This window comes from Nonlabens antarcticus, assembly GCF_015356755.1.
Taxonomy (GTDB): domain Bacteria; phylum Bacteroidota; class Bacteroidia; order Flavobacteriales; family Flavobacteriaceae; genus Nonlabens; species Nonlabens antarcticus.
Genome location: NZ_JADFCO010000066.1, coordinates 557,612 through 576,839 on the forward strand (window position 1 = coordinate 557,612; position 19,228 = coordinate 576,839).

At 35.9% G+C, this 19,228-nt stretch carries 18 protein-coding genes; 15 read left to right on the forward strand and 3 right to left on the reverse strand.

What is annotated here, in order from left to right:
- Positions 1-13: 13 nt before the first annotated feature.
- The 3 genes from IQ282_RS13545 (at position 14) to IQ282_RS13555 (ending at position 3,877) form a co-directional block, all read left to right on the forward strand.
- Positions 14-1,027, forward strand: coding sequence for a D-alanine--D-alanine ligase family protein (locus IQ282_RS13545; protein WP_194852406.1), 1,014 nt, complete (start codon positions 14-16; stop codon positions 1,025-1,027).
- 902 nt (positions 1,028-1,929) lie between these two features.
- A complete protein-coding gene (locus tag IQ282_RS13550; protein ID WP_194852407.1) occupies positions 1,930-2,604 on the forward strand; it encodes a response regulator transcription factor in 675 nt (224 codons plus the stop codon).
- On the forward strand, positions 2,600-3,877 hold the full coding sequence (locus tag IQ282_RS13555; RefSeq protein ID WP_449406810.1) for a sensor histidine kinase: 1,278 nt from the start codon (positions 2,600-2,602) through the stop codon (positions 3,875-3,877). Before IQ282_RS13550 ends, IQ282_RS13555 begins: the two co-directional genes overlap by 5 nt.
- A gap of 329 nt (positions 3,878-4,206) precedes the next feature.
- Here IQ282_RS13555 and IQ282_RS13560 read toward each other — a convergent pair whose 3' ends face one another.
- Positions 4,207-4,935 (reverse strand): phosphatase PAP2 family protein, encoded by a 729-nt coding sequence (locus IQ282_RS13560; protein WP_194852409.1) that lies wholly within the window; start codon positions 4,933-4,935, stop codon positions 4,207-4,209.
- 426 nt (positions 4,936-5,361) lie between these two features.
- On the opposite strand from IQ282_RS13560, the gene IQ282_RS13565 reads away from it, so the two are divergent.
- Both IQ282_RS13565 and IQ282_RS13570 read left to right on the forward strand, forming a co-directional pair.
- The gene (locus tag IQ282_RS13565; RefSeq protein ID WP_194852410.1) at positions 5,362-6,123 is read left to right on the forward strand and encodes a COG4705 family protein; all 762 of its coding nucleotides are present in this window, start codon (positions 5,362-5,364) and stop codon (positions 6,121-6,123) included.
- A 66-nt stretch (positions 6,124-6,189) separates the two neighbouring features.
- Positions 6,190-6,651 (forward strand): PepSY-like domain-containing protein, encoded by a 462-nt coding sequence (locus IQ282_RS13570; RefSeq protein WP_194852411.1) that lies wholly within the window; start codon positions 6,190-6,192, stop codon positions 6,649-6,651.
- Positions 6,652-6,679: 28 nt separating this feature from the next.
- Here the strand turns inward: IQ282_RS13570 and IQ282_RS13575 are convergent, their stop codons facing one another.
- Positions 6,680-7,651, reverse strand: a complete 972-nt coding sequence (locus IQ282_RS13575; protein WP_194852412.1) for an NAD-dependent epimerase/dehydratase family protein — start codon at positions 7,649-7,651, stop codon at positions 6,680-6,682.
- Between the two features lie 192 nt (positions 7,652-7,843).
- Here IQ282_RS13575 and IQ282_RS13580 point away from each other — a divergent pair, with 192 nt between their 5' ends.
- The 9 genes from IQ282_RS13580 to IQ282_RS13620 all read left to right on the forward strand — a co-directional run bounded on the left by IQ282_RS13580 (position 7,844) and on the right by IQ282_RS13620 (position 17,432).
- Positions 7,844-8,557 carry a glycosyltransferase gene (locus tag IQ282_RS13580; protein ID WP_194852413.1) on the forward strand — a complete coding sequence of 238 codons (714 nt, stop codon included), beginning with the start codon at positions 7,844-7,846 and terminating at the stop codon, positions 8,555-8,557.
- Positions 8,554-9,174, forward strand: a complete 621-nt coding sequence (locus tag IQ282_RS13585) for a lipid-A-disaccharide synthase N-terminal domain-containing protein (RefSeq protein ID WP_194852414.1) — start codon at positions 8,554-8,556, stop codon at positions 9,172-9,174. The genes IQ282_RS13580 and IQ282_RS13585 overlap by 4 nt, the downstream gene beginning before the upstream one ends.
- A complete protein-coding gene (locus IQ282_RS13590; RefSeq protein WP_194852415.1) occupies positions 9,171-10,844 on the forward strand; it encodes an ArnT family glycosyltransferase in 1,674 nt (557 codons plus the stop codon). Before IQ282_RS13585 ends, IQ282_RS13590 begins: the two co-directional genes overlap by 4 nt.
- Positions 10,845-10,922: 78 nt before the next feature.
- Complete coding sequence (locus IQ282_RS13595; RefSeq protein ID WP_194852416.1) at positions 10,923-12,575, forward strand: ArnT family glycosyltransferase; 1,653 nt, start codon at positions 10,923-10,925, stop codon at positions 12,573-12,575.
- A gap of 154 nt (positions 12,576-12,729) precedes the next feature.
- Positions 12,730-13,281 carry a phosphatase PAP2 family protein gene (locus tag IQ282_RS13600; protein ID WP_228547338.1) on the forward strand — a complete coding sequence of 184 codons (552 nt, stop codon included), beginning with the start codon at positions 12,730-12,732 and terminating at the stop codon, positions 13,279-13,281.
- Position 13,282: 1 nt separating this feature from the next.
- Positions 13,283-13,999, forward strand: coding sequence for a phosphatase PAP2 family protein (locus IQ282_RS13605; RefSeq protein WP_194852418.1), 717 nt, complete (start codon positions 13,283-13,285; stop codon positions 13,997-13,999).
- A 3-nt stretch (positions 14,000-14,002) separates the two neighbouring features.
- On the forward strand, positions 14,003-14,599 hold the full coding sequence (locus IQ282_RS13610; protein ID WP_194852419.1) for an HD domain-containing protein: 597 nt from the start codon (positions 14,003-14,005) through the stop codon (positions 14,597-14,599).
- 147 nt (positions 14,600-14,746) lie between these two features.
- Complete coding sequence (locus IQ282_RS13615) at positions 14,747-15,370, forward strand: fasciclin domain-containing protein (RefSeq protein ID WP_194852420.1); 624 nt, start codon at positions 14,747-14,749, stop codon at positions 15,368-15,370.
- A 598-nt stretch (positions 15,371-15,968) separates the two neighbouring features.
- Positions 15,969-17,432 carry an aldehyde dehydrogenase family protein gene (locus IQ282_RS13620; protein ID WP_194852421.1) on the forward strand — a complete coding sequence of 488 codons (1,464 nt, stop codon included), beginning with the start codon at positions 15,969-15,971 and terminating at the stop codon, positions 17,430-17,432.
- A gap of 340 nt (positions 17,433-17,772) precedes the next feature.
- Here the strand turns inward: IQ282_RS13620 and IQ282_RS13625 are convergent, their stop codons facing one another.
- Positions 17,773-18,222 carry a ferritin-like domain-containing protein gene (locus IQ282_RS13625; RefSeq protein WP_194852422.1) on the reverse strand — a complete coding sequence of 150 codons (450 nt, stop codon included), beginning with the start codon at positions 18,220-18,222 and terminating at the stop codon, positions 17,773-17,775.
- 404 nt (positions 18,223-18,626) lie between these two features.
- Here IQ282_RS13625 and IQ282_RS13630 point away from each other — a divergent pair, with 404 nt between their 5' ends.
- Positions 18,627-19,025, forward strand: coding sequence for a VOC family protein (locus IQ282_RS13630; protein ID WP_194852423.1), 399 nt, complete (start codon positions 18,627-18,629; stop codon positions 19,023-19,025).
- Positions 19,026-19,228 lie beyond the last annotated feature (203 nt).

Here is a 19,228-nt window from a genome sequence, read left to right on the forward strand (position 1 = left end):
AAAAATTTAAAATATGGTTGCCGTCCAATTGGTAGGATCTCCTACTTCAGAATTCTTCTATAATCTGTCCATGCTTTACGCAAGAGACGTCGTGACACCTCAAGGATTTGAGTTGGTTTTTGTCATTGCCCATCCAGATGACAGCTGGTCTGTAGTAAAATCAATCGATGAAGAAGCTGAAAAGCTGACATTAGATCAAATGCTGAAAAAAATACGTCATGCAGATCTCGTTGTGCCGCATCTATTTTGTGAGAAGGGGTTGACCGATATGCGCATATTTTTTGAAGATATTTTGGGGATTCCCATAGTGGGTTCTTCTGGACATACATTAAAACTTGCTCAAAACAAACACCTTACAAAATTGATCTGTGCTGATGCGGGTGTTCCAGTACCATCTGCGCAAAAGATTAGGATAACAGAAAACGATGAGTTTTCCAGAGAGGACCTCAAATATCCCATCATCGTAAAACCTAACAATGCAGACAATTCTGACGGAGTTTCATTAGTACGAAATGAAATAGAATTAGAAAAGGCACTTGAAAAAGCGGCAGAATTTGATATTGAAATCCTGATTGAAAACTTCATTCCTGGACGAGAACTGCGTGGTGCAATAGTAGAACTAGAGAGAGCTTTTACCATACTTCCGTTCATTGAATATGGAGTACACAAAGATCAGCCTATCAGAAACCCAGAGGATAAATTAAAATTTGACGGCGAGGGAAAATTATTGGACCAATCTGATAAGGAAAATATTCCAGCTGTTTGTCCGGCGCAAATCAATGAGGAGCTTAAGGCTAAATTGTCTAAACTGATGATAACCTGTCACAAAGCGCTGGGCTGTCGTGATTTTTCTATGTACGACTTTAGAGTCCATGAGGAAACTGGAGAACCTTACTTGCTAGAGGCAGGATTATTCTGGTCATTTAGTGAAAAGAGTATGATTTCAAATATGCTCGCTACAGATGGGAAGGATCTTTTACAAATAACAGAACAATTATGGAAGCAGGCCGTTTTGCGAGGTGAATAAGTAATCCAGCTTAAACATTCTTAAATATAACACAGTACTTTAAGCAAAATTAATTGTGTCTAATTCTACACTATGAACAACTCTACGAACCGTCGTAGAGAAATGAGTGAGGAACAGAATTTATCTCATAGGGAGTTAGCAGCACAATTGCACAAGTACCAAGCGCTATAATTAAACGAGCGTGGGGATCGACGCACCAAACGGGAGCAGGGTTACGCTTTCGCGAAAGCGTTAGATCAACAGCCTAAAGAATTTTGAAACTATAGCTCGTAGATTAGATCTATGATTTACACAAAGAAGATGATAATCCCGAGCTGATCTGGAACGTCGCCGAAGAGTAAATTAATTATAAGAAAAAGTAATGCGGCTAGCTATTGAAGTTATTTTTGGTAAGTAATTGATCAATCTTGGAAATAAATAGTGATCACATTAAAAAAAGCCTGGAATCATCACAAAGAAAGCTCAAAGTAATATTATAATCCATAGAGCTAACCACAACAATAAAGAACAACTAGCTGTAAAAAGTTAGGAGTCTGCAAACCAAATGCATTCTAGGATTGAGGCTTATGATTACAAGGTTTATATCCTCGGTTTTATTTTCTATAAAGCCTCTAAGAAAAACAACTGCCCATTACACACAAGCAATATTTTACGGAAGAAGCTATTCCAAAACATAATGAGAGCGATACGGATTTTATAAATTTTATAAAGAAGAGCGCCAGTTACTTTATCTCTTATTATGATAAATGCATTTAATTAGAGAGTGATAATCAACTTTGGAGATTGGTTTAATTTCCGTTACACAACAATTATCGGAACGATTAATCAATAATCTATGATTATTAACGCTTTAAATTCCCTTTAGAATTTCAAGCTAACTTTAAGGCCTTAATGGAAAGTAAATGAAATATTTAATTGCAGAGGATGAAGTTGTCCTACAACAGTCAATCGCCACTTATCTCAGTCAGGACGCAAATATTTGTGAAACCGCGTCAGATTATAATGAAGCTGCGGAAAAACTAGAGATGTATGAGTATGACATTGTAATACTGGACATTAACCTGGTTACTGGCAATGGTCTTGAACTTCTCAAGAAACTCAAAAAGCAGCATAAAAAATGCGGTGTCATTATAATTTCGGCAAATAGTTCATTGGACAACAAACTAGAAGGCCTTGATTTAGGGGCTGATGATTACATTACAAAACCTTTCCATCTAGCAGAACTTAATTCCAGAATCAAAGCCGTGTTGAGACGTGGACAATTTGGTGGTAATGACTCCATCACTTTTCAAGAAATACGCCTAGACACGCTGGCTCGTAGTGCTTATGTTAATGAGAAACCTATAACGCTTACGAGAAAGGAATATGATTTATTATTATTTTTTATAACAAATCAAGGACGTGTACTTTCCAAGGCTATTATTGCAGAACATCTGTGGGGAGATAACAGCGATCTATTGGATAATTTTGATTTTATTTATGTTCATATCAATAACCTAAGAAAAAAACTTACTATTGAAGGGGCAAAATATATACAGACCGCCTATGGCAGCGGCTATAAATTCATAGCAGATTAAAACTTCTACTACTAAAACACCACTTTTAAGAAAAGCATCCAAGACTTTTCTTATTACCAGTATCATTATTATGGTAATTTCTGGCGTCGTTTTGTACTCTTACACCAGATGGCTTCTAAATAATGAAATTGAAGAAGAACTTTATTCCAATAAGGACCGTGTAGAACATCTACTGGAAACCAGTCCAGAGATCATCGGAGTAGCACCAATTATGATGGCCGAAAAAGCAGCGGCTACGGAAGCTAATATACTTATCGACACCTTGATTTACGACCCGCTGCAGGATGAAGTTGAGTTGTTCAGGCAACTTTCAGGAACAAAAATCATCAATGGTCAAAATTATAAAATAACTGTTCGTGCCATGGTTATAGAAGCAGATGCCATTCTATACGGCATTGTATTTACTTTTATGACCATCATTTTTTTAGGGTTCATATTTCTTTATTTTTTCAACGAAAAACGAAATCAGAAATTGTGGAAACCCTTTTTTGTCAACTTGGGCAGGGTCAAGTTATTCTCTATCAAGTCTGACAAAACTTTGAAACTCATGCAGTCCGATATATTGGAATTTCATGAACTTAATCAAGAAATGGAGTCATTGACTAATAAAATACAGGTGGATTACCGCAACCTCAAACAATTTACGGAGGATGTTTCCCACGAGATGCAGACGCCGCTCGCCATCATGCAAGCAAAGATTGAGACCGTAATTAATGAATCAGACATCAATGAGAATCAGTTTGAAAGATTCTCGTCGTTGCAGGAAGATATCCAGCGATTAAAACAGCTCAATAAAAAACTGATATTACTGGCTAAGATTGATAATGATCAATTTACAGCCACAGAAGTAATATCCATCAATTCCATCTTAAAACAGTCTATTGAAAACTTTGAAGAACTTTCAGACGTATGTCTAGAAATGACCGAAAATGCAGTTTTTAATGTAAGAATGGACCGCACTCTTGCCATGGTATTGTGTAATAACCTGCTTTCAAATGCTATAAAGCACACTATCGGTTTACAACCAGTCGAGATAATCATCAATAAAAATTCCATCCAGATAATCAATAACGGGACAACTGGTTTGGACAGGCCAGAGCAACTATTCAATCGCTTTTATAAAGAAAGTAAAAAACCAGATTCAACAGGGCTTGGATTGTCAATAGTGAAGAAGGTTTGTGATTATTACAATTTCAATCCTTCATATCTTTTTCGCGAAAGCGAGCAGCAACATGTTTTCCAGGTAGATTTTAATTTGAAAGCTAATGTCTAACTCTTTTTTTTCCGGTTTTCCTTGAGAAATGGCTCGTAGGTTAATGCGCTCACGCCATCAATAATTCAGTTTGAATCAATAACGAACTACTTAAATTTATTTATATTGGTTTTCACCAATCAAGTTGAATGGAAAAGGCATTGTCTGCCAATTTTAACTACTGTATTTAAAAAGGTTGGATTTGTAATCCTAATGCCGGGAATATTTTTCAGTTGTCTAACGGCGCGATTTGATCAATTAAACAAAACTGATTCTATAAAAGAATTATCTACCTACAATACCGCAAGGGAAATTCAGTTCGCTTTCGCGAAAGCGAAATTATACCCAAACTATGTGTTAGGATCTTCTCGGAACACCCTCAAGAGATTAAGCATCAAAATACATAGAACGACCCAAACAAAACCAGCTATAAACCCAGCGGCAATATCTGATGGAAAGTGAACGCCCAAATATATACGGCTAATTCCAATGCTGATAATGAGTATGGAAAGAATAATAATTATTCCAGTTTTGATAAATAAATTCAATTTAAACGTGGAAATCAAATAGATTAAAAAACCGTAAAACGCCATAGCTGTCATTGCGTGCCCGCTGGGATAACTTAAAGTTTCAACAGCAACTAAGTGTTCTATGCTGGGTCTCGCTCTATTGATTACTTTTTTAAGAAGTAGGTTTGAACATAGCGTCAGCAATAATACTAATGCCAATTGAACCACATATTTCCAGTTCTTGAACACCAGATAGAAAATTACAGTGCAACTTATGAATACAACAAGATACCCCAAAGCATCGCCTATGTTAGTGACGGTTACAAAATAGGTGTCTAATGCTGGAGTCCTGTAACTTGCTACATAATTTGTGATATTTCTATCCAACCTAGCCAGAAGATCTGACTTAAGATTTTCAGTCAACTCTATGAAGAGTTTTGTGGCACCTGCCACGATTAAGAATGCTACAGCAGACGTAATTAGATAAGGTAGCTTGTTGTCGTATTTACTGTACTTCCTAGATAAAAAATGAATACATTTTTTGATGATGGATTTTAGTTCATTCTTCATAATGCCAAAAGTAAAATTTTATTTATGGGGAAAGATCTGGCAAAATTCTAAAGAGAATTTAAATAGGATTTGGAATTAGATATATAATCAGCCCAATCCAAGGAGTCTCTGTCTTCCTAATGTTTATTTCCAGTTTAATTTTTTCTTTAGATGACAATTATAGATTTATTAAAGAAAAACAATACTATCAAACAAGGGCTTTTAAACAACCACTACTTTTTGGGAAAATATGGTTTATTTGAATTGACCGTTAAAAATTGGTACGGATACCTAAATAAAAAGCCCATAAATGAAAGGATCATCTCTGTGGCTACTTGAAGTATGTGACCCACTCTATAGCAGGCATAACTTAACAGGCATTAAAACTTAAAGATTTCCTTAGAATCGGAAGGTAAATTTATTCTTTAAATAATAAAGATCCTCAAAATGAAAACTATCACAGTAAGCAAAGTCGCTCAAATCACGATTCTTTTTTGGATCATGAAAATTATTGCAACAACCTTGGGAGAAACTCTTGGAGATTTTATAGCCCAGACCTTAGGGTTAGGATATACCTTAGGGATTCTTATTACCCTTGCTTTTTTCATTATTGTTTTGCTTGTTCAGTTGTATGCAAAAAAATATGTACCGCTATATTTCTGGCTGGTTATAATTGCGACAACTACATTGGGGACTGAAATATCTGACTTTATGGATAGAAGTCTCGGATTGGGATATACGTATGGAAGCATAATTTTAGCAATCTGTTTACTTGCAACTCTTGCGATGTGGTATCGAAAGTATAAAAACCTTCAAGTGCAGCCAATCGTTGAAAAAAATAAAGAGCTACTTTTCTGGACAGCCGTTTTGTTCTCAAATAGTCTGGGAACAGCTTTTGGAGATTACTTAAGCGACGTTATTGGACTAAGTTACTTGATTGGAGCACTCATAACAGCTTCTATTATTACGGTAGTTATCCTTCTACATTATTTGACCAGGATTAATGAGATCGCGCTGTTCTGGATTGCCTTTGTATTTACCAGACCTTTTGGTGCAACCTTTGGCGATTTTCTCACAAAACCTATTAGTAATGGAGGTCTCGATTTAGGAACGTTACCGGCTTCCATTATTTCGCTTTCTATTATTGCCATACTTATTTACCTAGCACACAAACGACAGGAGAGAAAGAACATTCATCCAGTACTTTAGATTTCCTTAAAACCGTCTTTAGATTCCCATTTTACATTAGTAGTATAATTTTAAAACTATTAAAAAATGAAAAAGGTAATCATTGGAATCGCATTGGTATTTACCGCCATAGTTGAAATCGCATGTGCGACACCAAACAAAGACAAAGTTCCACAGGTAGTTAAAGAGACATTTATGAAAAAATTCCCAACAGCAAAAAAAGTGGATTGGGAAAAGGAATCAGAAACCGAATGGGAAGCAGAATTCAAAATGAATAAAATGGAATATTCCGCTAACTTTTTAGAGGATGGAACTTGGAAAGAGACAGAACATGAAATCGATATTTCTGAGGTTCCACAAGTAGTAATGGCATCCTTAAATTTTAATTTTTCTGGTTATGAAATTGAAGAGGCAGAAATTTCTGAGACATCCTCTGGATCCGTTTACGAATTTGAAATGGAAAAAGGAGAAAGCGAGTTAGAAGTTGCTATTGACGATAACGGTAAGGTAGTTAGGAAAGAAAATTTAGAGGAAGAAGATGAGGATTAGGTAAATAGTTAGTTTTTTAGATGATTAGTTAGGTTGGAATGCTCAGAGCTTTTAAGGTTTGGGCATTTTTACTTAAAACCCAGGCAATTTGCTCCTGAACTCCTTCTTCAAGACCTACACTAGGTCTGTATTCGAGAAGTCGCTGGGCTTTATCTATCACAGCTTTTGTACGCAATTGATCGCCGCTACGTGCTGGTTTTTGATTGAGTTCAATTTTTGTATTCATAAGTTTCTCTACGGTATTAATACCCTGCTGAGTTGTGTATTCTTTATCTGTTCCTAAATTTATGACTTGACCATCGCACACAGCCTCTTTTCCTATGATGCTGACAATACCATCGATAATATCTTTAATGTGTGTAAAACTGCGCTTATGCGCTTGACTACCATCAAATAAAGGGAATGACTTACCATTGATAGCACAATCTATCAATTGACTGAACATTTTATCAGGCCGTTCTCGAGATCCATAAACGGAGTATAACCTGAGAGAGCAAGCTGGAAATTTCCCCAGTCTAGAATGTGACATTATAATCTGCTCTGCAGCTAGTTTTGTGACTCCGTAGTTTGATATGGGTTTTGCCATTTGCTCCTCATCACAAAAAACGTCACTACCATAAATTGAAGAAGTGCCAATGTTGACAAAGAACTTCAACTTTAAAAACTGTCTGGCAAAATCGGCGAGGTTGTGTGTCGCTATAATGTTATTAGATAAGTAATCTTCAAAAGAAGACGTGCTGGCAATACCTGGTTGTGCAGCACAATGAAATATGAAATCGATATCTGTAGGCAACTTCATTTCCAAATGTTCGTTTCTCAAATCGCACTCCATAATATGAATTCCCATTCCATTAAGAACTCGAGCATTTTCACGTTTCAAGCTAACATCATAATAGCTGGAAAAATTATCCAGACCAATCACTTCATGATTCATTTTATGCAGTCTTTCAGCTAAATGAGATCCAATGAATCCAGCGATTCCAGTTACCAGTATTTTCATTTGCTATTATATGGGTTCTACATTTAGGGAAGTAATTAGTGGAAGTTTCCCTTTGTGTTTGACCGCATATTACATGATGATTCTTAAGAAAATTTAAAGTTTCAGTTTTTAGCTAATTTATAGGTAACTTAAAATTTGCTTTAGATTCTTCGATTAACATTGTCTGTTAAACCAATAGTACCCAATCATCAAATGACTCAATCGCTAACGATTATCGTTCCAGTTTATAACGAACAGGACAATCTCAAAAGAGTTGAAACCGAACTCCAAGATTATATCGACTATGCACAAATCCCTACATCTGTTCTTTTTGTCAATGATGGTTCTAAAGATGCGAGTCTTGAGATTATTAGACAGATCTGTTTAGATAAACCACATTTCTATTATATCAATTTTGATAAGAATTATGGGTTGAGTGCAGCTATAAAAGCTGGTTTTGATAATGTTACTACTACATTGGTAGGTTATATAGATTCAGATTTGCAAACGAGTCCTAAGGATTTTGACTTGCTTCTTAAACATATTGGAGAATTTGATCTAATAACTGGTGTGCGATCCAACAGGAAGGACAGCTTTGTAAAAAATATGTCCTCTATAATAGCTAATAGAATACGTCGCAGTTTTACCCACGATGGTATGGATGATACCGGTTGTCCCCTAAAAATTATCAAAACCGAATATGCACAGCGCATTCCCATGTTTAAGGGATTACACCGATTTTTACCTGCAATGATTTTACTGCAAAATGGTAAAGTAAAACAGGTTCCCGTTAGTCATTTTGAACGTATCGCGGGAACCGCAAATTTTGGGGTTTGGAATAGGTTGCTTGGCCCGCTGATGGATTGCTTCGCCTATTTGTGGATGAAGAAAAAATACATAAGCTATAAAGTAGCAGACAAAGAATGAGCGATTGGCTGGTCTATACCATAGGTTTTGCTGCCCAAATACTCTTTTCAGGACGCTCCATATTACAATGGATCATTTCTGAAAAGAACAAGCGCGTATTGACTCCAGTGCTATTCTGGCAACTCAGTCTTATTGCTTCATTTCTATTATTTATCTACGGGTATGCTAGGGATGATTTTGCGATTATGCTCGGTCAAATGTTGACCTATTTCATCTATATACGTAACATGCACTTGCAGGGACAATGGATCAAATTCCCCAAAATATTACGCTGGTTTCTTTACTTATTTCCATTTATAATTCTCTTCATAGGTTATAACAATAACGTGTATGATAGAGAGCTTTTATTCCAGAACGATGCCATTCCCACATGGTTGTTATTGTTGGGGATTATTGCCCAGGTCGTCTTTACATTGAGGTTTGTTTATCAATGGATATATTCTGAAAAACGGAAGGAATCCTCTCTACCCATGGGATTTTGGGTTCTGAGTCTAGTGGGTGCATTAATAATTCTTATTTATGCTATAATTCGTAAAGATCCCGTACTGTTAGCAGGTCATATTTTAGGCTCTTTTCTATATCTGCGCAATATTGTAATTCTTAAACGTCAACGATGAGAGCGTATATTGAAAAACATCCATATTTAACCATTATTATTTTATGGTTTTTTGTTTTTACTGCGCACTTGGGAACACTTTATCCCAACATTATGGAAGCGCGCAACTTTGTGACGGCGCGTGAGATGATAACAGACGGCAACTGGATCCTAACCACAATGGATGGTTTACCTCGCTATGAAAAACCGCCATTGCCTACATGGCTTACCGCAGCTTCGGCACAGGTTTTTGGGCTGGATAATATTGCAGCATTGAGATTGCCTGCTGCAATAGTTACTCTTGCACTGTTGTTTATGATGTACTCGCTTTCAAGGAGCATAGTGACGCAGAAGTTCATGCAGTGCGAAGTTGAAGTACGAGAGCTGACCAACGACAAACTCTATGCACTCATTACAACATTGATCTTGGGAACGTCATTCTATATCATATTTGCAGGCCGAAACGGGACTTGGGATATTTTCGCACATTCTTTCATGCTCATCGGTATCTACTTTCTGTTTCAATTGTTTGAGCTAAAATCAGCTAATTATAAAAACGCATTACTCGCAGGATTGTTCATAGGATTATCCTTTATGTCCAAAGGACCAGTTTCACACTATGCATTATTACTACCGTTCCTGATTGCCTACGGTTTCATTTATAAATTCAAGGGGTTCCATAAAAAATGGTTGCCCATAATTTTGATGATCGTTCTAATTGCAGCATTATCGTCATGGTGGGCGATCTACATCTATCAAATGGACACCGCAGAAGCCACCAGAATAGCCGAAAAGGAATCAAGCCGTTGGATAGGCTACGAACTCAAACCGTTCTATTATTACTGGAGCTTTTTCACGCAATCTGGAATATGGACGATACCGGCATTTATCTGTCTTTTATATCCATACCTTAAGTCTCGAGTTTCAAATCTCAAAGCTTATCAGTTTGCATTACTATGGACAGTTGCAGCGGTCGTACTACTATCTCTTATTCCCACTAAAAAATCACGTTATCTATTACCCGTATTGATTCCACTGGCGATGACGGTTGGTTTTTACATCCAATTTCTATTCAATAATTTTCATTCGTTGACTAGCAAATTAGAAAAGTGGCCGGTCTATTTTAATTATGGATTGATTGCGACTATCGGTATTGCGTTCCCATTGGGTGCATTTCTATATTTTGGGGATAACCTGGACGGTAATTACTTTTTTTATATTCTTTCTTCTATTGCTTTATTTGCAACTGGCGTCTTTATTTTCTATCAGTTGAGAAAAAAGAATTTTGCCCTAACATTCTATGGAACAGTAGCGTTTGTAATGTTGGTTATGAGTCTAGGTTTTCCTTTATCTGAGGCGCTATTGGGAAACCCAACTTACAATTCTATCTCCGTATTAAAAGAAAGTGAGACACCTGTTTATGTACTGAATGATCTTGCTCCAGAGATGGTTTGGGATTATGGAAAGGCCTCTATTAAAATCACTAAGGAAGAGTTGATCAATAGAGAAGCACTGCAGGAGATTGGTATATTGACATATCCATCCATAGAAAAAAACAGCCTTGACTTCTTAAAGGAAAAATATCGGGTGGAATGGAAGGAAACCTTCGACCTTAATCCGGTTGACAGCAGTAAAAATAGTTATAAGAATAGACTTAAAAATGACTATTATATAATTTCAAGAAAAAAGTAGTGCCTTTAGAATTGCTTCAGATTCTGTTTAAGTTTCAATTAGATTCTTAATTCACATTTGCAATTCTAAATTGTAATTGTGATCCTTAAGAACACCACAGATCGTTACTACCTTCTTTTCCTTTTGGTGGTATTTACTATTTTACTTCTAGGTTTGGGAAGCTATGGACTGGCAGAAACCAGCGAGGCTCGCTATGCAGAAATTAGTCGCGAGATGTTCGTCTATGGCGACTATCTCAATCCAGAATTGTTGGGAATCTTCCACTTTCACAAACCTCCTGTTGTTTATTACATCACGTCATTAGGATATCAAATTTTCGGCATCAATGAATTTGGAGCTCGGTTCTTTCTCCAGGTCGCTGTAGTAATACAATTAATGCTCGTCTACCGTATCACAGATACACTGTATAAAGACAAGAAACTAGCCTTTATGGCTGGATTGATCTATTTCTCGATGCCCATCGTGTTGATATCAAGCCGAAACCTAACCACAGATGCATTCGTGACAACATTTATTATCTCATCCATCTACTGTTGGCAGGTATATGCAACAAAAAATAAAACGCTATTTCTATATCTTTTTTATGGACTTGTAGGCATCGCATTATTGACTAAAGGCCCTGTTGCTCTATTATTTGTAGCAGTCTACATCATTTGTAGCAAGATTGTTCTAAAAAAGGGATGGAAAATAAATGTTCATCATATAATTGGTTTTTTGCTTTGCATAGCCATCGGCGCCAGTTGGTATGTGATGGTCATGATCGAGAATCCTAAATTGTGGGACTATTTCGTAGAAAAACAATTGCTTTCCAGAGTTAATTCTGACTCGTTCAATCGATCCAAACCATTTTGGTTTTATCTTCCAATAGTGCTGGGCTTGCTTTTACCATACTGGATTGCCTTACTACCTAAACTTAAATCCAATTTCAAATCTCTTTTAAATAAGAAACCAGAAACCAAGATTCTATTTTATTCCAGCATTATCCTGATAGGATTATTCTCGATTTTCAGCACCAAACTTATTATGTACATCCTACCTATCTTCTGGATGCCATCCATAGTCATAGCAGTAGAAATTAAGAAAGCCAAACAAAAAACGAGGGATCTTATAAATATCGTCTATGCCATTTTATTGGGCCTGCTGTTATTAGGGATCTATTTATGTTGGTTTTTAGAAATTATACATATCAATATATCTTATAAGGTTCTCTCCATCATTACTGGAGTTAGTATGGTATTCTTTATCATTTTCCAGTTAATTGAGAGAGAGAACACTTTTAAACCCGCAATATTGGCGGGTTCTTTTGGAGCTGCAATTATTATTATTTCTACAACGGTCATGGCTCATAATAGTTCCTTAACCAACTCTACCAGAGATATGGTACATTTCATAGATGGTATATCAAAGGATCAAGACAAGACTATTTTAGTCTACAATTACCTTTTGACATCCATTCCATTTTATACAGATGATATTGAAATAACCGTTGATTCAGGACACGATACGACACGCCGCGAGATCCAATTTGAGAACGATGAAACATGGGAAGAGCATCTGTGGGACATTAAAAAGGAAAGCACGATCTCTAGATTAAGTTCGCTTTCGCGGAAGCGGAACACCTATCTACTTATCCGTAATAAAAGTGAAAAGGATCCTCAAATAATCCCTATAGAAAACAATTTCAATAGCCACAAAAGTTATCCGAAATGGACGCTGTACTACAATAAATAGCAACTTTAGATTTCCTTTAGAATTGCTTTAAGTTTTAAAAAGATTGTACCTACATATTTGTCTACACTAAAAAAATACTAATAGATCAACATTTACTTTAATTTATACCAATAACTGAATGTTTATCCATTTTCAAAATCTGAAATCGTTCCTGATGGCGATTACAGTAATCTTTACTTTATTCTTTTCACAGTACGCTGGCGCACAAGACACGGCAATTACAAAGCCTGTTGTGGGGACAACCCAGAAAATAGGCGATGTAATATTATTTGCGCTGCCCGTGGCAACACTTGGAACGACCTTTATCATAGGCGATAATCAAGGCGCATGGCAGTTTACCAAAGGTTTTTTATTGACAGAAGCGGTAACTTATGGCTTGAAAGTAAGTGTAAATAAACAACGTCCAGATAGGAGCAACGACAACTCATTTCCATCGGGTCATACATCTGCCGTATTTCATAGCGCAGGATTTATCCATCGCCGTTACGGGTTAAAATATGCGCTACCAGCCTATGCGCTGGCAGGATTTACGGCAGCCAGTCGCATTGATTCAAAAAAGCATGACATACTGGATGTAGCTGCTGGAACGGTTATAGGACTGGGAAGCAGCCTACTATTCACAACAGAATACCAACAGGAACATATGGAATTGACCTACAGCAATTTTGAGGGAAGTCACATGGTTGGATTTAAATATAAGTTTTGATATGAAAATTCTACTTGTCTTTCTCGTATTATGTTTGATCTCATTAGGTAGCATTCATGCTCAAAAGGTCAACGACACACTTAAAAATAATACTGCCTTATGGAAACAGTTCATTGTTCCAGCAGGATTGACCGGCGGTGCATTATTATTGAACAATTCAAGGTTTGAGAAAGACTTGCAACTAAGATTGAATAGTAATGCAAATACCTCTATTGACGACTATACAAGGTTTGCTCCAGTCGCACAAATGTATATTACAGATATTGCTGGTGTTCAATCAAGAAGCCACTGGTTTGATCAAACCAAGAACCTTGGAATCTCCTTACTACTTATAGATCTGGTAACAACCCAGTTAAAAAAGAATATCGAGAAAGACAGGCCCAGCGGCGATAATTCAAATGCCTTTCCATCTGCCCATAGCGCATACGCTTTTACAACTGCCACTGTTTTATACCAGGAATTTAAAGATACCAGTCCTATACTTGCTTATAGCGGTTATGGCTTTGCTGTTGCTACGGCTGGTCTACGTGTAGCAAAAAATGCACATTTCGTTTCTGATGTTTTGTTGGGTGCTGGAATAGGTATGGGGATAGTTAAACTAGTTTATTTGCTAGATCATCTCTATGCTTGGAATCCATTTTTAAAAAATGACAACATAGTAATTGTACCATCGGTAGGAAATCAAACCTACGGTCTCGCTGGTATTATAAATTTTTAGGTAATGAATAAGGAACTCATAGATAAAGTTCGAGTATATTGTAAAGAAGTCATGGAATCAAGTAGGTGTAAAAAGCTACAATTCCACAACTGGCAACACACAAAGGATGTTGTAGAAAATTCAGAATTGATAGCTAGAAACGAAAAACTAACTGAGGAAATGGTTGAAGAATTGATCATATCTTCTTATTTCCATGATCTAGGAAATACGCAAGGATCAACAGATCATGAAAAACGTAGTTGTGAATATGCACAAGAATTTTTGACTGCTCAAGGATATTCCGACCAAAAAATCATGAATATTCTTTATAATATCAAGGCTACAACGATGCCTCAACATCCAGAGACCATTTCTGAAAAAGTGATTTGCGATGCAGATCTTGCGCATTTAGGAAAAGCAAATTTCTTAGATAAGAATAAAGCGTTGCGTTTAGAATGGGAACGCTACAGTAATGTTTTATTTACTGATGAGCAATGGATAGGAATGAATGTTTCTTTTTTGTCCCAGCATTCTTTTCATACAGACTTTGCCAAAGAGTATTATGGGACTCAAAAGATTGAAAATATAAAAGCCTTAAACATTTATAAATCCGTAGGATAGTGATGGTGTGATTTCATCAAAATACTGATCTTATTTAAAAAGTGACGTGAACCACTTCTTGTTAATATTGTGATAATTCCTTAATAATCAAGAACTGCTATTGCCGTATTCTCGTTTGTTAGGTCATATAACCATAAAACAACAAAGATGAAAATTCAAAGTATTTTAAAAGTATCTGCACTGTGCGCAGCAATCACTTTAGCTTCTTGTGGTCCTAAAAAAAATATGGACAACAATAAAATGGGGGATAAGGAAATGATGAAGGATGATGGTATGATGGAGAATGAGAAAACCGTGATGGTAGGAGGAGCAGCAATGTACCCTTCAAAGAATATTGTAGAAAATGCAGTTAATTCTAAAGATCACACAACATTAGTGGCTGCCGTAACCGCTGCTGGTTTAGTAGAAACTTTGCAAGGTGAAGGACCTTTCACAGTATTTGCGCCTACAAACGCAGCCTTTGATAAATTGCCAAAGGGAACAGTGGCGACATTAGTTATGCCAGAAAATAAGGCAAAGCTTCAATCGATATTGACATATCACGTTGTTGCCGGTAAATTTTCTGCTAAGAACATAATTGATGCTATTAATAAAAATAACGGGTCGTTCACCGTGGATACTGTAAATGGCGAGCAATTAACGGCCACTTTAAAAAACGGAAAAGTAATTTTGACAGATCAAAAGGGACAAACTTCCACAGTAACAATCGCAGATGTTAATCAATCTAACGGAGTGATTCACGTTGTTGATACCGTACTATTACCAGCTTAATTAATCAATTAAGTTTACATGTTAAAGCTACCTTCGGGTAGCTTTTTTTATGTCATTATTTTTATAAATAGTATAACAGGATCCAAAAGCAATCTCAATAATTCTTCATACTACTGCAGCATATAAGACAAGAAAAGAGAATAATTGCTATTCATATTTTAGTGTAAAGTATAGAATCTCGATTTTAAATAGAATTTTTAATTTCTATGTCATGGCAGATTTAGAATTTAATCGTCATTGGTATCGATAAGGTTGAAGCTGATTTTTAAATTTAACGAATATAAAAATCAGATTAGTAAAGCACTATTGATTGATAGTCATATCTCGGAGGTTCATTTGTTATTCAACTCACTAATCGTTTTAATACCTGGCCATATTTTATCTAAACTGATTTAAAGGGTAGCATTTAGACGTTTAAATTATGTTCGCTTTCGCGAAAGCGAACTTGAGATAGCACTAATAGATCTCATAATTATGAACAACACTTAAATTATAGGAATTCTTTATAAGTATTCAAGATGCTAGACTTTAATTTTAAAGAAGGTAAAATCTTGTAAATAAATAGAATAGAAATAATCACATTTATAAATAAACAATTATGGACTTAACGAATAATCTTGATAAACAATATATAGATGGAAAATGGTTGGTAGGTAATCATGAAGATATCATTGAAAATAATAATCCTTTTAATCAAGAGGTTTTACAGAAAATTCAAGGAGCTTCCACAGATGATGTAGATACTGCATACCAGGCTGCGGCCCAAGCGGCTAGCTCTTGGGCAAATTCCTTACCACAACGCCGATCTGAAGTTGTTAGCAAAGTAGGTAGGTTGATTTCTGAAAATAAAAAAGCAATCATAGAATGGCTTATTAAAGAAGCAGGAAGCACACATGTAAAAGCTGAAGTTGAAATTCAGATATGCCAGGCGATTATAAAAGAAGCTGCCTCTTTTCCATCACGCAGTCATGGATATATTATGAACTCCACAATTCCCGGAAAGGAAAATAGGGTTTATCGCAGGCCGTTAGGTGTAATGGGTATCATAAGTCCTTGGAATTTCCCGCTACATCTTTCCATGCGTTCTGTTGCAACTTCTATTGCATTAGGAAATACTATTGTTTTGAAACCTGCCTCACAAACTCCAGTGACTGGCGCTACATTAATTGCACGTTTGTTTGAAGAGGCTGGACTGCCTAAAGGGGTTCTTAATGTTGTTATAGGAAAAGGGTCGGAGATAGGTGATTATTTTGTGACCCACAAAACTCCTCAATTAATTTCTTTTACGGGATCAACACCCGTAGGTAAAAATATAGGGAAGCTTGCAGGAGAAGCTCTTAAAAAAGTGGCTCTTGAATTGGGTGGTAATAATGTGTTTATAGTAATGAGCGATGCAAATATCGATCAAGCTGTGGACGCTGCTTTGTTTGGGAAATTCATGCATCAAGGTCAGATTTGTATGTCCATAAATAGAATCGTGTTACAAGAGGATATTGCTGATGAATTCGTTGAAAAGTTTGTAAATAAGGCCAAAACCCTAAAAGCAGGTGATCCATCTGACAAAAAAGTTACCATAGGACCGTTGATCGATGTAGATCAAGTAGGACGCATCAAGGAAGATATTGATAAAAGTGTAAAAGCAGGTGCTAAAATCCTTTTAGACGGTAAGATTGAAGGTACTTTGATGCATCCTATAGTAATCGATCATGTAACCGATGACATGCCCATTGCTGCAAATGAAATCTTCGGTCCAGTTGCGGTGATGATTCGTTTCAAAAATGAGGAGGAAGCCTTAAAAATAGCAAATAGCAAAGATTTCGGACTCAGTGGCGCCTTGCATACTAGAGATATTGAGAAAGGAGTAGCGTTTGCGAGGAAGGTGGAAACCGGCATGATTCACATTAACGATCAAACCGTAAATGATGAGCCTAATGTACCTTTTGGCGGTGAAAAAGGATCAGGAATAGGGCGGTTCAACGGTGAGTTTATTCTAGAAGAATTTACAAGATTGCAATGGGTCTCTATTCAACATGAAGCACGGGATTATAAACCTTTCGCTTAAAGCGAAAAGAAATTGATTTCTTCATTGACGGATATTTTGAAGTTTAAAAAAGCCTATAAAATTTGTCATATGGGACTTAAATTTTGAATTATAACGAAGCTGAAGTCAATTCACAGAGTGTTGGACATATGCTTGGGATTAAAATAAAATCTTATTATTTAATTTCAAAAGCAAAGGTAATTGTCAACACTAATATTTCCAGCCTTTGTTATTAGATTACGGGATCAATAAGAATTAAACATAGAAAGGCCCAGATTTTAAAATCTGGGCCTTTCTAATTCCCTTAACTAGATTGATGAAATAATTAATAACAAGCTTAAGACCTATGAATATGGTATTGTTAATTTGAACTTAGCTCTAGTCCTTCCATATTATTAATGGCATTTTGAATTTTATTGCGATGTTTCTTCATAATATCTTTGGTAGACGTGGGTACATTCTCGGCGTCTAGGATTTCATCATATTCTTCAATAGCATTCTTTTCTCCGCGTATCGCTTCGGTTAAAACGCTTTTATCATTATTGCTGGAGAAAGTTGATTTGATATTCATCCACAAACGATGTGTATCGCCAGCTATACTAGTGCCTGCTTCTGGTTTTTCACCCATGCTCTTTAAGTCTGCGGCAAGTTGTTCTCCAAAATCCTTGCGTTCTACTACTTGACTTGCGAAAAAATCTCTCAGGTGTTTGTCTGACACCTGTTCTCTAGCAGCTTTGTAACCTGATACAGCGTCATTATTCTTTTCTAAAATCTCATTGAGCTTATTCCCTATATTATCTGTAAACTTCATGGTGTGGATCTTTATTGATTCTTTAGGACCAATTTATAAAGAGATCTAAGAACAGTTCGCATATTAGTAAAGATTTAGGCTGCTTGAAAAAATGATTTTCTAAATGAGTTGATCTGTTATTAATAAATAGAAGAGCTTATTTTATTGAAAATGAAATAATCTGGTCTTGAAATAAACACTTAAATTTTACCAATTAACAAAACTCAAGTTTAAAGGTATCGTAACTATCTTTATATTTAAAGAGATATGATTTAGAAGTATTCAAAACGATGACAATACCTTAAGTGAGTTATTTATTACAGCGCTGTTTATGGTTTCAAAATCAACAGCAAGCTGTGTAATCTTCTTAAATCCTGATATTCAGTAAATTCTACTGAATTCAAATTAACTATAATATTTAAACTATGAAAATTCAACCTTATTTATCATTTAACGGAAACTGTATGGAAGCTTTTAGCTTCTATAAAAAATTATTTTCTGGCCAACTTCAAAACAAAGAAACTTGGGAAAACAAATCTGTAGATATTCCAGGTAGTTACAGGGATAAAATTCAGCATGTAGAATTAAAAGCTTCTGGTGTGTTTTTTATGGGCTACGATGTGGCTCCCGACACGCCGCTTAATAAAGGAAATACAACTTGTATGAGTATTGACTTAGACAGTAGGGAAGAGGCAGATGATCTTTTCAGTTCCTTGTCAAAAGGTGGTACAACTCATGAGAATATGCAGGAATCCAGTTGGGGAGGATACTATGGTCGTTGTACAGATCAATATGACATAACTTGGATGATTAATGCTAAATAGCTAATTAAACATTTATAACCTTTAAAAGGTTTAATAGTAATTTATCCCAATGATGAAGTCGTTGGGATTTTTACTTTCATAACTTATTGTAAATCTGATTTTTACAAATCAAAGATTCGGCTAAACTTAGATAATCATTTCGATGGTACCACAAATTTCTTATCGAAGCTTATAAATATTTGGATATCATAAGTATTTATAAA